Source organism: Pseudomonas sp. Eqa60, assembly GCF_018326405.1.
In the GTDB taxonomy this organism is placed as follows: Bacteria; Pseudomonadota; Gammaproteobacteria; order Pseudomonadales; family Pseudomonadaceae; genus Aquipseudomonas; species Aquipseudomonas protegens.
Window position 1 is genome coordinate 4,302,206 of the sequence record NZ_AP024342.1, and the last position, 14,248, is coordinate 4,316,453.

General features: G+C 67.2%; 11 protein-coding genes. 2 read left to right on the top strand and 9 right to left on the bottom strand.

From position 1 onward, the window contains the following. Positions 1 to 197: 197 nt before the first annotated feature. The 9 genes from KI242_RS19310 to KI242_RS19350 form a co-directional block, all read right to left on the bottom strand. Complete coding sequence (locus KI242_RS19310; RefSeq protein ID WP_053152552.1) at positions 198 to 2,309, bottom strand: PAS domain-containing hybrid sensor histidine kinase/response regulator; 2,112 nt, start codon at positions 2,307 to 2,309, stop codon at positions 198 to 200. Between the two features lie 249 nt (positions 2,310 to 2,558). Next, on the bottom strand, positions 2,559 to 3,218 hold the full coding sequence (locus KI242_RS19315) for a DUF799 domain-containing protein (RefSeq protein WP_015636113.1): 660 nt from the start codon (positions 3,216 to 3,218) through the stop codon (positions 2,559 to 2,561). Continuing rightward, positions 3,215 to 3,586, bottom strand: coding sequence for a DUF4810 domain-containing protein (locus KI242_RS19320; RefSeq protein WP_011061970.1), 372 nt, complete (start codon positions 3,584 to 3,586; stop codon positions 3,215 to 3,217). The genes KI242_RS19315 and KI242_RS19320 overlap by 4 nt, the downstream gene beginning before the upstream one ends. A 29-nt stretch (positions 3,587 to 3,615) precedes the next feature. Then, entirely contained in the window at positions 3,616 to 4,275 is a 660-nt protein-coding gene (locus tag KI242_RS19325; protein ID WP_015636114.1) for a CsgG/HfaB family protein, read from the bottom strand. Between the two features lie 450 nt (positions 4,276 to 4,725). Beyond that, the gene (locus KI242_RS19330; RefSeq protein WP_212805459.1) at positions 4,726 to 7,830 is read right to left on the bottom strand and encodes an error-prone DNA polymerase; all 3,105 of its coding nucleotides are present in this window, start codon (positions 7,828 to 7,830) and stop codon (positions 4,726 to 4,728) included. Beyond that, the gene (locus KI242_RS19335) at positions 7,827 to 9,242 is read right to left on the bottom strand and encodes a DNA polymerase Y family protein (protein WP_041752360.1); all 1,416 of its coding nucleotides are present in this window, start codon (positions 9,240 to 9,242) and stop codon (positions 7,827 to 7,829) included. The genes KI242_RS19330 and KI242_RS19335 overlap by 4 nt, the downstream gene beginning before the upstream one ends. A gap of 7 nt (positions 9,243 to 9,249) precedes the next feature. Next, on the bottom strand, positions 9,250 to 9,867 hold the full coding sequence (imuA, locus tag KI242_RS19340; protein WP_011061974.1) for a translesion DNA synthesis-associated protein ImuA: 618 nt from the start codon (positions 9,865 to 9,867) through the stop codon (positions 9,250 to 9,252). Next, positions 9,867 to 10,484, bottom strand: coding sequence for a transcriptional repressor LexA (lexA, locus tag KI242_RS19345; protein ID WP_015636117.1), 618 nt, complete (start codon positions 10,482 to 10,484; stop codon positions 9,867 to 9,869). Before lexA ends, imuA begins: the two co-directional genes overlap by 1 nt. A 38-nt stretch (positions 10,485 to 10,522) precedes the next feature. Further along, complete coding sequence (locus KI242_RS19350) at positions 10,523 to 11,440, bottom strand: LysR family transcriptional regulator (protein ID WP_123430524.1); 918 nt, start codon at positions 11,438 to 11,440, stop codon at positions 10,523 to 10,525. Positions 11,441 to 11,543: 103 nt separating this feature from the next. Here KI242_RS19350 and KI242_RS19355 point away from each other — a divergent pair, with 103 nt between their 5' ends. Then, positions 11,544 to 13,286: an amidohydrolase gene (locus KI242_RS19355; protein ID WP_053152559.1), complete on the top strand. Its 1,743-nt coding sequence runs from the start codon at positions 11,544 to 11,546 to the stop codon at positions 13,284 to 13,286. Positions 13,287 to 13,387: 101 nt separating this feature from the next. Beyond that, the gene (locus tag KI242_RS19360; RefSeq protein ID WP_212805460.1) at positions 13,388 to 14,125 is read left to right on the top strand and encodes a TorF family putative porin; all 738 of its coding nucleotides are present in this window, start codon (positions 13,388 to 13,390) and stop codon (positions 14,123 to 14,125) included. Positions 14,126 to 14,248 lie beyond the last annotated feature (123 nt).

A 14,248-nucleotide genomic window follows, 5' to 3' on the forward strand; every position in this document is an offset into this window, starting at 1 on the left:
CAAAAAAGGTTGAGAAGAAAAACCGCGCAAGACGACGTTTGTTGTTATGGGATCAGGCGGTCGATGCCCCTGTCCTTGGTCAGCAGAAAAAACGTACAAGTTCATTCAACTTCATGCAGCGTAGAAGTTTGACGCCAGTTTGTCGTCGCCCCCTGGGGATTTTTATGCGCTGCTTCACACTTGGCGCCAGGCGCCGCTCAGGCCTCCAGCACCGAACGCACCATGGCGCTCAGGTCTGCAGGCCCGTAGGGCTTGCTCAGCAGGTGGGTGTCGGGGCTGAGCTGGTGGTTGCGCGAAATCATGTCGCGGGTGTGCCCCGAGGTGAACAGCACCGCGATCGGCGGTGCCTGGGTCTTGGCCCAGGTGGCCAGGTCCGTGCTCTTGATCAGACCGGGCATCACCACGTCGGTGAAGATCAGATCGACCTTGAGCCCGTCCAGCAGCAGTTGCATGGCAGCGTCACCATTGCTCGCGGTGCGCACCCGGTAGCCCTCGTGTTCGAGCATTTCCACCGCGGCGCTGCGCACCTCGGCGTTGTCCTCCACCACCAGGATGCTTTCCTCGCCACCGCCCGCCCGCTGACCCGGGCGCGGCGCCTGCTGCAGCGAAGGTTCGGCACTGCGGGCAAAGTACATCTGCACCCGGGTGCCCTGCCCCGGGCTGCTGAAGATCTCGATATGGCCGCCGCTCTGCTTGACGAAACCGAACACCATGCTCAAGCCCAGGCCCGTGCCATGACCGTCGGCCTTGGTGGTGAAGAAGGGTTCGAAGGCCTGCTTGAGCACCTCGGCGGGCATGCCCGGGCCATCGTCAGCCACACTCAGGCACAGGTACTCGCCGGCAGCGATGCCCTTGCCGGCGCAGAAGCGCGAATCCAGCACCTGGTTCTCGGCGCTGATGAGGATCCGCCCCTCGCCGCCCAGGGCATCCCGGGCATTGATCGCCAGGTTGAGCACGGCGTTTTCCAACTGGTTGCGATCCACATGGATGCACCAGGGCTCGGCGGGCAATTGCACATCGATGCAAATGGTTTCGCCCAGGGCCCGCTGCAGCAACTCCCCCAGGCCCTCGTACAGGTGCCGCGGGTTGTAGCTGGCCGGTGACAGCGGCTGGCGCCGGGCAAAGGCCAGCAGTTGGTTCGACAGCTTGGCGCCGCGCTCCACCGCCGTCAGCGCGGCGGCCGTGCGCCGCTGCACATTGGCGTTGCCCGCTTCGTGGCGGGACAGCAGATGCAGGTTGCCGGCGATCACCTGCAGCAGGTTGTTGAAATCATGGGCCACGCCGCCGGTCAGGCCGCCAATGGCTTCGAGCTTCTGCACCTGGCGCAGTTGCTCCTCGGCGCTGAGCCGCGCGTTGACCTCCTCCAGCACCCGCTGCTCCAGGTTGCGGGTCAGTTGGCGCAGGGCTTCCTCGGCGATCTTGCGCTCCTGGATATCGATCAGCACCCCGGGGAAACGCAAGGCCTGGCCCGACTCGTCGAACTCGCAACGGCCACAGGCCAGCACCCAGGTGTAGCTGCCGTCCTCGCGGCGCACCCGGTATTCGGCGTTGTAGGGCCCGCCCTGGGTCACGCTGTACCGGGCCAGTTCCTTGATGCGCGGCAGGTCATCGGGGTGGATGCGGCTTTCGGTGATATCGATCGGCAGGTTGTCCAGGGGCTGGTCCGCCGGGTAGGAAAAGGTCCGGGCAAATCGCTCGTCGCAAGACAGCACGTCGGCCTGGACGTCCCAGACGAAGGAGCCCAGCAACGCACCGGCATTCAGCGCCAGCTGCACGCGCTCGTTCTCCGCCCGGTAGGCGGCCTCCGCGGCCTGGCGGCGGCGCTCGGAAATCACATGGGCGGTGGTTTCCACGACAATGGCGATGACCCCGGCCGGAGCCTGGTCGTCCCCCGCCACCGGGCTGTAGTAGAGGTCCATCCAGACGTCTTCCGGCACCCCGTTGCGCAGCAGCACCAGTTCCTTGTTGTGATAGGAAAGGGTGCCGCCGCTGAGGCAGGTGTTCACCACCCCGCGGTTGAACTCGGCAACCTCCGGCCAGCCCATCTCCACGGCGCAGCCCAGCAGGTAGGGATGGCGGCCGCCGGCGAACTCGGCATAGGCATCGTTGTAGATCATGTAGCCCAGGGGGCCCCAGAGCATCACCATCGGCAGCGGCGAGCCGAGCATCAGCTGCACTGTGCTGCACAGGCTGTGGCTCCAGTGCTGCAACGCCCCGAGGCTGGTGGCGGACCAGTCGAAGGCACGGATGCGCTCGGCCATCTCGCCCTTCCACCCCTGGCACCCGTGATGATCAGATAAGAACGGCATGAACGGACTCTACGAAAAACGTGGCACAGCGTGGGTTTTCAAGAGGCAGCAACGCAGCCTCCAGAGCCTTTGAGCACGGTGCACGCGGATGGTTTCACCAGGGCCTGGATCGGCTTCGCCACTGGTCGGCCATGCCGCCGGGCAACGCCCTTCGCGCGACTGAAAAAACAGAATAGGCGATGGCCCGGGTTCCAGGCGGACGCCGACAGGCGCCGCCTGAAAAAGAGCGGATTGCCCGCTCCCTGCCCCTCAGTCGGTGCCGTATTTCGGCGAACGCGGACCGTACAGCAAGCCGGTGCGTTGCCCGGCCGACAGCAGGCGCTGGCTGGTGATGCCGGCAATCGGATGGCCGGCGTCGGTGCTGGTGTTGATGATCTGCTTCACCGCAGCGGTGATCAACATGCCCACCAGGCCACCGTTGTTGCCGTTGTTGCCTTCCTCACTGGAGGCGCGGGCGCTGCCGGTCCACAACGTGGTGCCGGTCTTCAGGTCCACCAGGGTGGCGCTGGCGGTGACCACGGTGGCACTGCTGATCAGCATGTAGCTGGTGCCGTATTCCTTGACCGTGATGTACAGGCCGGCATCGGCGCCGAAGATCTCGTTGAGCTTGGCCGGCGCCAGGCCGTGGATGTCCGCCGGGTTGGTCAGGCCGTTGTGGCGGAAGGTTTCATCCACCACCGCGATCGGCATCACGTAGTAACCGGCTTCGGCCAGGGGAAAGGTCACCTGGGACAGCATGCTGTAGGTGGCCTTGATGTCCGGCGATTCATTGAGCGGCGGCAGCACCAGGATCGACTTCGGCCGGGCCTGCTTGTAGGCCGAGTAGTCCACGCTTCTGGGCGCGGCGCAGCCCACCAGCAGGCTCACGGCCAACAGGCCCAGCAGGTTGCGCAGGGTCATCAGGCTCATTGGGCGGCTCCCTTCTTGGCGTTCTTGAGCAGGAAGTCCATGTACGAGGCGGATTCGGGGAACAGCGCCTTCTCGGTATTGAACTGCTGCACCATCTGGTCATCCTTGCCCAGGCTCGCGTAGAGCATGCCCAGGTGGGCGTGGTAGCCCGGCGGCACGGCCTTGCCGGTGGACTTGATCTTCTGCAGGTCGCGCTCCAGGGCCTCGACCTGGGCCTCCCGGGCCTCCTCGCCCTTGAAGTACTCGTAGGTCTGGGCCTGGTAGGTTTCCCACTGGTACAGCGTCTTCGGCCCGCTGCAACCGGCCAGCAGCACACAGCCCAGCAAGGCGCCGGCCATCATTGGCCGCGCCATCATCGTCTTCGACATGCTTGCACTTCTCCCTGTCAGCTGTGTGATCAGCGGCCCGGTTTCCAGGCGCCGGCGTCGATGGCCTCGACCATGCGGTTGACCGCCTCGCGCATGGCCAGGTCGAGGACCTTGCCGTTGAGGGTCGAATCGTAGGCAGCGGTACCGCCGAAGCCGATCACTTCACGGTTGGACAAGGCGTACTCGCCAGCGCCCTGGGTCGAATAGACCACTTCGGAGGTGCTGATGTTGACGATGTTCAACGCCACCTTGGCGTAGGCCACCTGGGTCTTGCCGCGGCCGAGGATGCCGAACAGCTGGTGGTCGCCGGTTTCCTTGCGACCGAACTCGGTGACATCGCCGGTGACCACGAAGTCCGCGCCCTTGAGCTTCTGCGCCTGGCCCTTGATGGCCGCTTCCTGCTGGATCTCGCCCATGTTGTCGCGGTCCAGCACGCTGAAGCGGTTGGTCTGCTGCAGGTGGGTGATGAGGATGGTCTTGGCCTGGCCGCCGAGGCGGTCGACGCCATCGGAGAAGATTCCGCGCATGTAGCTGGAGCGGTTGTCGAACTTGCCCACGGCCATCGGCACCCGGGCTCCGGTCCATACCTGGCTGGCGCTCTGGACCTTCTCCACCGGCAAGGCCCGGGAGCTTTCCGTGGCGCAACCGCTCATGCCCGCCAGCACCGCCAGTGCTACAGCGGACAACATCAACTTCGAGATCACTCTCACTCTATGTTCCTTCTTGAGTATCCATTTGGGTGCACTGTCTAGATGCACTTGCGCCCTGCCGCACGTCTGCGGCCCCAGTCTGTGCAGGCTCGAAAGTCGTCGGCCGAGCGTTCTGAAACTTGATGCAGGGGGCATCATCGGCGGCGATTATGCCAAAGCGCCATCAGTGCGAAAAGGAATAAAAAACCTTGGCGTCATTCTGTAACCATTGCCACAGACTCGGGGGATAGCAAAGCGGCAGGCCACTGCCGATCCGCGTTTCGTGTAGCCGCTGCCGCAGGCTCGGGCCGCGGTCGGACGAACGGCTTGGACGGCATTGCGACGCAGCAGACGCGGCGGTCTTGAGGACGCCGGGGTTCCGGCGGGAGACCGCCAAGCAAGGCCCTGCGGGCCTTTTCGCAGCCTCGCCCGGGCTCGGCAGCGGCTACATCAGCGAAAGTCGCGGCTGCGTACGTGAATGCCATCCAGCAGCGGGCTCAGGTCACTCAGGCGCCCGGCAATCAGGTGGCGCACCTCGCCCTCGGTTTCCAGGGTGCCGTCGACCTTGAGCAACTGCGCGCCCACCAGCACCCGGCGCTGGCGCTCGGCCAGGTCGCGCCAGACCACCACATTGACGTTGCCGAACTCGTCTTCCAGGGTCACGAAGGTCACCCCGCTGGCGGTGCCCGGCCGCTGGCGCCCGGTGACCAGCCCGGCCACGCTCACCGAACGCCCGTGCTCCACCGCCAGCAAGTCGCGCGAGCTGCGGCAGCGCCGGGCCGCAAGCTGCGGGCGCAGCAGCGCCAGGGGGTGCGGCCCGAGGGTGGTGCCCAGGCTGTGGTAATCCGCCTGCAGGTCTTCGCCGACACTGGGCCGGGGCAACGCTACCGGCGCTTCCTCCTGGCTCGGCAGGCCGGCGAACAGCCCCAGCTGTCTTTCCACCCCGGCCACTTCCCAGCGGGCCCGATAGCGATCCCCGGCCAGCGCCTGCAAGGCGCCGGCATCGGCCAGCAATTCCTGGGCGCGGACATCCAGGCGGGCCCGCTCGCCCAGGTCGGCGATATCGACAAAGGCCCGTTGCCGGCGGGCACGTTCGATGCGCCGGGCATCGTCCTCGCGAAAGCCCTTGATCATCCGCAGCCCCAGGCGCAGGGCCGGCTGCCCGGGGGGGCCATTTCCAGCGCGTGCAGGCTGGACAGGAATCGGCTCCAGGCTGCAGTCCCAGTCACTGGCCCCCACATCCACCGCAAGAACCTGCAAACCATGGCGCCGGGCGTCCTGGAGGATCTGGTCGGGGCTGTAGAAGCCCATGGGCCAGCTGTTGATCAGGGCGCAGGAGAAGGCCGCCGGTTCGTGGCACTTGAGCCAGCAACTGGCGTAGGTCAGCAAGGCGAAACTGGCGGCATGGGATTCGGGAAAGCCGTAGCTGCCAAAGCCCTTGATCTGCTCGAAGATCTGCGCCGCGAACTCGTCGCTGTAGCCGTTCTTGCGCATGCCTTTGCGCAGCCGTTCGCGGTGCGGCTCCAGGCCACCGTGGCGCTTCCAGGCGGCCATGGAGCGGCGCAACTGGTCGGCCTCCCCCGGCGTGTAGTCGGCGGCGACAATGGCGATCTGCATCACCTGCTCCTGAAACAGCGGCACTCCCAGGGTGCGCTTGAGCACGCCCTCCAGCTCCGGAGACGGATAGGTTTCCGGCTCCTGACGGTTACGCCGGCGCAGGTAGGGATGGACCATGCCGCCCTGGATCGGCCCCGGGCGAACGATGGCCACCTCGATCACCAGGTCGTAGAAGTTCTGCGGCTTGAGCCGGGGCAGCATCGACATCTGCGCCCGGGATTCGATCTGGAACACGCCGATGGTGTCAGCGCGGCCGATCATTTCATAGGTGGCGGGATCTTCAGGCGGAATGCTGGCAAGGCTGTAGCGCTGGCCGCGGTAGCCGTGGATCAGGTCGAAACAGCGGCGAATGGCGCTGAGCATGCCCAGGGCGAGGATATCCACCTTGAGCAGGCCGACCATGTCCAGGTCGTCCTTGTCCCACTGGATCACCGTACGCTCGGCCATCGTCGCGTTCTCCACCGGCACCAGGTGGTCCAGGGGCTGCTCGGAAATCACGAAACCGCCGGGGTGCTGGGACAGGTGCCGGGGAAAGCCGATCAACTGCCCGGTCAGGCTCAGGACCCGGCGCAGCACCGGGCTCTGGGGGTCGAACCCGGCCTCCTGCAGGCGCTCGACACTGGGCGGCGTATCACTCCAGTGGCCGCAGCAGTCGGCCAGGGCATTGACCTGATCCGGCGGCAGGCCCAGGGCCTTGGCCACATCCCGCACCGCCCCGGCGCCGTGGTAGGTGCTGACCACCGCGGTCAGCGCCGCGCGGTGCCGGCCATAGCGCTGGAACACATACTGCAGCACCTCTTCGCGGCGCTCGTGCTCGAAGTCGACGTCGATGTCCGGCGGCTCGTTGCGTTCACGCGACAGGAAACGCTCGAACAGCAGGGTCGAGCGGTCCGGGTCGATCTCGGTGATGCCGAGGGCGAAACACACCACCGAGTTGGCCGCCGAGCCCCGGCCCTGGCAGAGGATGTGCTGGCGCCGGGCGAAGTCGACGATGTCGTGCACGGTGAGGAAATAACTCTCGTAGCCCAGGTCGCAGATCAGCGTGAGCTCCTTGTCGATCTGCTTCAGTACCTCGGCCCGGGCACCAGCGGGCCAGCGGCGCACGATGCCGCGCTGGGTCAGCACCCGCAGCCAGGAGCCAGCGTCGTGCCCCTCGGGCACCAGCTCCCGGGGGTATTGGTAGCGCAGTTGGCCGAGGTCGAAAGCGCAGCGCCCGGCGATGGCCAGCGACTCGTCGAGCAGGGCCTGGGGGTACAGGCCTTGCAGCACTTCGACGGGCCGCAGGTGGCGCTCGCCGTTGGCGAACAGGCGTTGCCCGGCCTCGGCCACCGGCAGGTGATGGCGGATCGCGGTCATGGTGTCCTGCAGCGCCCGGCGCCCGCGCACGTGCATGTGCACATCGCCACAGGCCACGGCTGGCAGCCCCAGTTGCCGGGCCAGGGCCAGTTGCTGTTGCAGGTGCCGGGCATCGTCCTGGCCGCAATGCAGCTCCAGCGCCAGCCACAGGCGCTGGGGGAACACCTGCTGCAACCAGCGGCCCTGGGCCAGCGGCTCGCCGGCGCCCGTCAGCCATAGAGCCAGCAGCCCCGGCAAGGGTTCGGCGAAATCTTCGCGCAGCAGGCGATAGCTGCCCTTCTCGGCCCGGCGCCGGGCCCGGGTGATCAACCGGCACAGGCCCTGGTAACCCGCCAGGTCTTCCACCAGCAGCACCAGCCGCGGGCCGTCCTCGATCTGCATTTCACTGCCGACGATCAGCTTGAGGCCCGTATCGCGAGAGGCCTGCCAGGCGCGGACAATCCCCGCCAGGGTGCACTCGTCGGTGATCGCCAGGGCCTGGTAGCCCAGAGCCTTGGCACGCTGGAACAATTCGGCGGCACTGGAGGCGCCGCGCTGGAAGCTGAAGTTGGACAGGCAGTGCAGCTCGGCGTAGGCGCTCATGCGAACCAGCCCTGCAACAGTAGCGGCCCGGGCTCGCCCACCTGACGATAGGCCCAGCCTTGCTGGCCGGCGGCGGTTTCGATCAGGTAGTAGTCGCGGCGCACATCGGCACCGTCCCACCAGCCGGACTCGATGCGCTCCGGGCCCATGAGGATGCGCACCGAGCCCTCGCCCAGCACCTGGGGCTCGCTGAACAGCCAGCCGGGGCGGCGCAGCCCGGGGGTGGCCGGGCACGGGCGCGAATCGGTCTGCGCCTGCCAACTGCGCTCCGGGCGGTGATCGGCGCGATGCCCCAGGCCCTGCACCGCGTCATCCCCCAGGCGCGCCCGCAGGCGTTCGCGCAACTGCTCCCAGGGCAGGTTCTGCTGCGGGCGCTCGTCGAACAGCTCGCTGTGCTGGGGCACGAACAGCGGCAGGTCCTCGGCCACCAGCCGCAGGTTGCGCACCGGCGCCGGCACCTGGATCTGTTCCAGGCGCCCACGGGCCAGTTCGAACAGCATCGCCGGGTCGCGCTCGGCGCTGAGCAGCCCCACCGGAATCAGGGTGTCGGCGCCTTCGGCGTGCTCCAGGTGCAGGGCAAAGCGCTGCACGCCACTGTCGCGACCACAGAGAAAGGCCGCCAGGTCGGCGGTGAGCCGGCGCAGGGGAAACAGCAGCGCTTGATGGGACTGCACATCGAAATTCAGCTCGATGCGCAGGTCGAAGCGGTCCGGCGGCTGATAGAAGGCCAGCCCCAGCGGGCGCTCGCCGAGCAGGGTATCCAGGTGCTTGAGCAAGCTGCCGTCAAAACGCCGGGCCAGGCTGGGCCGGGGCAGCTCCCGCAGTTGCTGGAAGCTGCGCACCCCCATGCGCGACAGGGCCGTGGCCTGCTCCGGGGCCAGCCCCAGACGCTCGATGGGCATGGCCCCCAGGGCCTGGGCCAGGGCCTCGCAGTCGGCCACCGCCAAGCCGTCATAGGCATTGGCCAGGGCTCGGGCCGCCGCCGGATTGGGCGCGGCGACGATCCGGTGGCGAAAGCCCAGGGCCTGCAATTCACGGCGCAGGCGCGCTTCCAACTGCGGCCAGGGGCCGAACAGGCCCAGGCTGGATTCGATCTCCAGCACCAGGGTGCGCGGGTAGGCGACGCTGACCTGGGAGCTGAAGCCATAGGCCCAGGCCGCAAGAAACTGCTGCCAGTGCTCGATCTGCCGGGGGTCGTATTCGGCGCTGGCAAAGGCCTTGGTCAGGGCCTGGGCGGCGGTCAGCGATTGCCCGGGGCGCAGGCCCAGTTCGCGAGCGGCGGCGTTCACCGCCTGGATCACCCGGCGCTGCGGGGTGCCGCTGAGCAGCGCCAGGGGCGCTTCGGGCTCGGCGCGCTGACGCAAGACTGCGTCCAGCGCCAATTGCGGGAACAGGATGCACACCCAACGCATGCCAACCTCAGTGCCCGGCGGGCCAGGCGATAGGCGCCGGATGGGCCAGCCCGCCCCGGCACTTGAGCACCCGCAACTGCCCGGGACGGCCTTGCACGGCAATCCGCAAGGCCGCCGGCGAGGGGTTGCGCGCCGTCTCCAGGGGGCGGTAGGCAAAAGCCAGGGTCTGGCCGCTTTCCGCCGCCACCTGCAGGCGCCGCAGGGCGCGATCGTCGGCTTGCTGCGGCCAGCACAGCACCGCGCCGCAACTGCCGGAACGCAGGCACTGCTCGGCGGCCCACAGGGCATCACGCTCCCCGGCCTGGATGATCGACAACTGGCGCACATCCACCCCGGCGTTCTGCCAGGCCTGGGGATAGGGCACGAACGGCGGCGCCACCAGCACGATGCGCTCCCCCGCCGCGCTCAGCCGCGCCAGGCTCGGCCACAGCAGTTGCAGCTCGCCCAGACCCTGGGCGGCAATGAGGATTTCGGTCAGTGCCGCTTCCGGCCAGCCGCCCGTGGGCAGCACCGCATCCAGGGCGGCATGGCCGGTGGGCTGCGGGCTGGCAGGCGCGGCGGCCGGGCGGCCTTTCCACACCCGCCCGGCATTGAACAGCGAATCCAGTGCGACCACGGCGCCCATCAGCCTTGCCTCACCAGACCGCAGAACACGCCTTCGATAAACAGTTCGTGGTCGGCCGTGACCTCGATCGGCTGGTAGGCCGGGTTGCGCGGCAACAGGCGAATGCCCTGCCCCTTGCGCTCGAAACGCTTGATGGTCACCTCACCGTCGAGGCGGGCGATCACGGTCTGGCCGTTGCGCGCCTCACTGCTGCGGCGCACTGCCACCAGATCACCGTCGAAGATGCCGTCGTCGATCATCGAATCGCCCTGGACCCGCAGCAGGTAATCCGGAGTGCGGGAGAACATCCCCGGGTCCAGCAGCAACTGGCCGTGTATGTCGGCATCGACGCCAATCGGCGCACCGGCGGCCACCCGCCCCAGCACCGGAATTTCCAGCAGCTCGGGGCGCCGTGGCTGGTTGAGCAGGCGAATGCCCCGGGCCTGATGCGGGTTGACCTCGATGAACCCGGCCTCGGTCAGCGCCAGCACATGCTTGCGCGCCACGCTGCGCGAGGCGAAACCGAACGCCTGGCTGATTTCAGCAAGGCTCGGGGGCTGGCCGTGATCGGCGATGCGCTCGCGGATAAAGGTCAGGATGGCAGTGCGGCGGGGAGATAAAGTCGTCATGGAGTACATTTGTACTCCTCTCGGATTTATCTGACAAGAACCGCCAATCAGTCCAGGCCACGGCTGGCCAGGAAGCCACTGACATAGTCGATGAATGCCTGCACCTTGGCGGTCGCCCGCCGGTGGCTGGGGTAAACCGCGAGGATGTGCGGCCCGAAGCTGTCCGGGTCGATCGCGTAGTCGGCCATCACCCGCACCAGGCGCCCGTCGGCCAGGTACGGTGCGGCGCTCCATAGCGGCGTGTGCAGCAGGCCGCGCCCGGCCAGGGCATTGGCCAGCAGCAGGTCGTAATTGTCACTGCGCAGGCGTGGTGCCTGGGGTTGGGGCAGGCTCAGGCGCTGGCCGTCGCGCTCGGCCCACCAGAACTCCCGGCTGAGCAAGGGGTGGCGATACAGCAGCCATTCATGTTCTTCGAGGGTCTGCGGGGTCACCGGCCGGCCCTTGCGCGCCAGGTAGGCCGGGCTGGCGCACAGGGCCAGGCGGTTGCTTCCGACCACCCGGGCAATCAGCCCCGGCAGGTCGTCATGGCCTTCGCGCAGGGCCAGGTCGTAGCCGCTTTCCAGCAGGTTGACGAACTCGTCGCACAGGTCCACTTGCAGATTGATCTGCGGGTACTGCTCAAGAAAACCACCACACACCTGATCCAGGAATGCCTGGCCGTAGGCCAGCGGCGCAGTGACCTTGAGGTTGCCGCGCAGACCGTGCTGCAGCTGCTCCACCTCCTCGCCCACCTCTTCCAGCCGCTGCAGCACCTGGCGCGCGGTCTCCAGGTAGAGCCGGCCGATTTCGGTGAGCACGATGCGCCGGGTACTGCGCTCGAACAAGCGCGAACCCAGCTCGGCCTCCAGGTGGTTGACCGCCTTGGTCAGGGCCGAGGGGGTCTTGCCCAACTGCTCCGCCGCCCGGCTGAAACTGCCCAGCTGGGCGGTGACCACGAACATCTTCAAGGCATTCAACTTGTCCATGGTTTTTCCACCCAGGCAAAAATGTTTTTCGTGAAGCAGCCGTTCTGCCCGTTATGGACAGCCCCTAAGCTGGCGATCAGACGCAATAACAAGGAAATGTTCAATGAAAAGATTGACCCCGACGCTGTTACTGGCCGCCATGAGTTTTGCCTCGTTGGAAGCCATGGCCGCCGCCGACCTGGTGCTGCTCAACGGCCAGGTCTTCACCGCCGACCGCGCCCAGCCCAAGGTCCAGGCCCTGGCGGTGGAGAACGGCAAGGTCCTGCAAGCCGGCAGCGATGCGCAGATCAAGGCACTGATCGACAGCCACACCCGGGTCGTCGACCTGGGCGGCAAGACCCTGATGCCGGGCCTGATCGACACCCACTCCCACGCGATCTTCGGTGGCCTGGAAATGACCAGCGCCAACCTGCAGGACGAGGTGGTCAGCCTCGACGAACTGGAAAAACGCCTGCGCGCCTGGCGTGACGACGGCAGCGCCCGGCATGCCGACGTGCTCAGCATCGCCGGCATGAGCTCGGCCTACTGGGCCCAGGCCCAGGCCCTGGGCCAGCGCTTCAACCAGGGTGAATGGGCCAGGGTACCGGTGGTGTTCACCGGCAGCGATCACCATACCGCCTGGGCCAATGACTTCATGCTCCAGCGCGCCGGCATCGACGCCGCCCTGCTCAAGAGCCTGCCCGAGGCCGAGCGCGGCACCATCGGCCAACTGCCCGACGGCCGCCCCAACGGTTTCCTGGTGGACGCCGGCTGGGACCGGGTGGCCGCGAAAATGCCGGTGCCGGGGCCCGAGCAGATGCTACGCGCCGCGCAGTCGGCCCTGCACTACAACAACAGCCTGGGGATTACCGCCTGGATGGACCCGGCCGCCAACGCCGCCCCCGGCGAAGCGGTGTTCGCCCTCAAGCCCACCGAGCACACCGTCGGCGTGCTGCCGGCCTACAAGGCCCTGGCCGAGAGCGGCGGGATGACCGCCCACGTCGCCGCCCTGCTGGTGGCCAACCCCCGCAGCCGGCCGGCCGACCTCGACACCCTGGACAAAGTGCGCCAACAGTTCCAGGGCATTCCCAACCTGACCCTGCCGGGCATCAAGATCTTCGCCGACGGGGTGATCGAATACCCGGCGCAGAGCGCGGCGATGCTCGAGCCTTACAGCAACTCGCACAAACCCGGCGAACTGCTGATCGACCCGGCGCATTTTGGCGAACTGGTCAGCGCCATCGACCAGCGCGGCTGGCTGGTGCACATCCACGCCATCGGCGACCGTGCGGTGCGTGAGTCGCTGAACGGCATCGAGCAGGCGCGCAAGGATCGCCAGAGCGGCATCAGCCACTCCATCACCCACCTGCAGATGGTCAACCCCAAGGAGTTCGCCCGCTTCAAGCCGCTCAACGTGATTGCCTCGATGCAACTGCTCTGGGCCTCGGCCGACGACTACACCCTGGACATGATCAAGCCCTACGTCAGCGCCCTGGCGTTCCGCTACCAGTACCCGGCGCACTCGCTGCTCAAGCAGGGCGCGACCCTCGCCGGCGCCAGCGACTGGCCGGTGTCGTCGCCCAACCCGTGGAACGCCATGGCCCAGGCCATCACCCGCCAGGGGCCACTGGGGGTGCTCAACGCCGACGAACGCCTGGACCGCGAAACCCTGTTCTATGCCTACACCCAGAATGCCGCGCGCACATTGGGCCTGGAACAGCAGATCGGCTCGCTGACGGCCGGCAAGCAGGCCGACTTCATCGTCCTCGACCGCGACGTGTTTACCGTGGACGAAAAGGCCCTGCATGAAACCCAGGTGCTGCAGACCTGGTTCGCCGGCCGCGAGATCTACAGCCGCCCACTCTGACCCCGCGCCACCGTTGCACCGCCTGCCCCGCGCCCTGGTGACGCCGGGGTACGGCGCCGCCTTGCCCGCTCCCCCATAACAATCACAACAACGGGATACCCATGAAGACCCTCACCCTGCTCACCCTGGGCGCCGTGTGCCTGCTGCCGCAGGCCGGCCACGCCCTGCCCCTGGCCGACGACCTGGCCGTGGAGCTGGAGCTGACCCTGGCCAGCGACTACCGCACCCGCGGCATCTCCCAGACCCAGAACGACCCCGCGGCCCAGGCGGCCGTGACCCTGCTGCACAGCAGCGGCCTGTACCTGGGCACCTGGAGCTCCAACGTCGATTTCGGCGGTGGCCTGAAGACCCGCCAGGAAGTCGACTACTACGGTGGCTGGCTGTGGCAGGCCAGCGCAGACATCAGCCTGGACCTAGGCTACCTGAAGTACAGCTACCCCCGGGAAGCCCAGTTCAACCAGAGCGAGGTGTACGGCATCCTCAGCGTCTACGGGGTCAAGCTGGGGGCCTATTACTCCGACGATGCCCCCGGCATCGACAGCCAGCAGAGCACCCTGTACCGCTACCTTGGCTACGAGACCCGACTACCCCTGGAACTGGGGCTGCAACTGCGCTACGGCCAGATGGACTTCAAGGATCCGCGGCTGATCCGCGCCTCGGGCCAGGGCGAGGACAGCTACCACGAATGGGAAGCCAAACTGACCCGGGAAATGGCCGGGCTGGAACTGGGCCTGAGCTACATCGACACCGACCTGTCCCGCAGCCAGTGCACCAGCAACTACGGCTTCAGCGACCTGTGCGGAGCGACCTGGGTGGCCAGCATCAAGAAGACCTTCTGAGCGACCAGCCGCCCGCCCCCGTAGGAGCCGGCTTGCCGGCGAAGGGGCCCGAACGACTGGCACCCGCCTCAAGGCCGCCTTCGCTGGCAAGCCAGCGCCTACAAAAGCCCGCAGGAACAGGCC

Excerpts from the sequence above, each read along its gene's own strand:
- KI242_RS19315 (WP_015636113.1), bottom strand. The coding sequence starts at position 3,218 with ATGAGCCTGATGACCCTGCGCAACCTGCTGGGCCTGTTGGCCGTGAGC.
- KI242_RS19355 (WP_053152559.1), top strand. The coding sequence starts at position 11,544 with ATGAAAAGATTGACCCCGACGCTGTTACTGGCCGCCATGAGTTTTGCC.
- KI242_RS19350 (WP_123430524.1), bottom strand. The coding sequence starts at position 11,440 with ATGGACAAGTTGAATGCCTTGAAGATGTTCGTGGTCACCGCCCAGCTG.
- KI242_RS19330 (WP_212805459.1), bottom strand. The coding sequence starts at position 7,830 with ATGAGCGCCTACGCCGAGCTGCACTGCCTGTCCAACTTCAGCTTCCAG.
- KI242_RS19320 (WP_011061970.1), bottom strand. The coding sequence starts at position 3,586 with ATGTCGAAGACGATGATGGCGCGGCCAATGATGGCCGGCGCCTTGCTG.
- lexA (WP_015636117.1), bottom strand. The coding sequence starts at position 10,484 with ATGTACTCCATGACGACTTTATCTCCCCGCCGCACTGCCATCCTGACC.
- KI242_RS19325 (WP_015636114.1), bottom strand. The coding sequence starts at position 4,275 with ATGTTGTCCGCTGTAGCACTGGCGGTGCTGGCGGGCATGAGCGGTTGC.
- KI242_RS19310 (WP_053152552.1), bottom strand. The coding sequence starts at position 2,309 with ATGCCGTTCTTATCTGATCATCACGGGTGCCAGGGGTGGAAGGGCGAG.
- KI242_RS19360 (WP_212805460.1), top strand. The coding sequence starts at position 13,388 with ATGAAGACCCTCACCCTGCTCACCCTGGGCGCCGTGTGCCTGCTGCCG.
- imuA (WP_011061974.1), bottom strand. The coding sequence starts at position 9,867 with ATGGGCGCCGTGGTCGCACTGGATTCGCTGTTCAATGCCGGGCGGGTG.
- KI242_RS19335 (WP_041752360.1), bottom strand. The coding sequence starts at position 9,242 with ATGCGTTGGGTGTGCATCCTGTTCCCGCAATTGGCGCTGGACGCAGTC.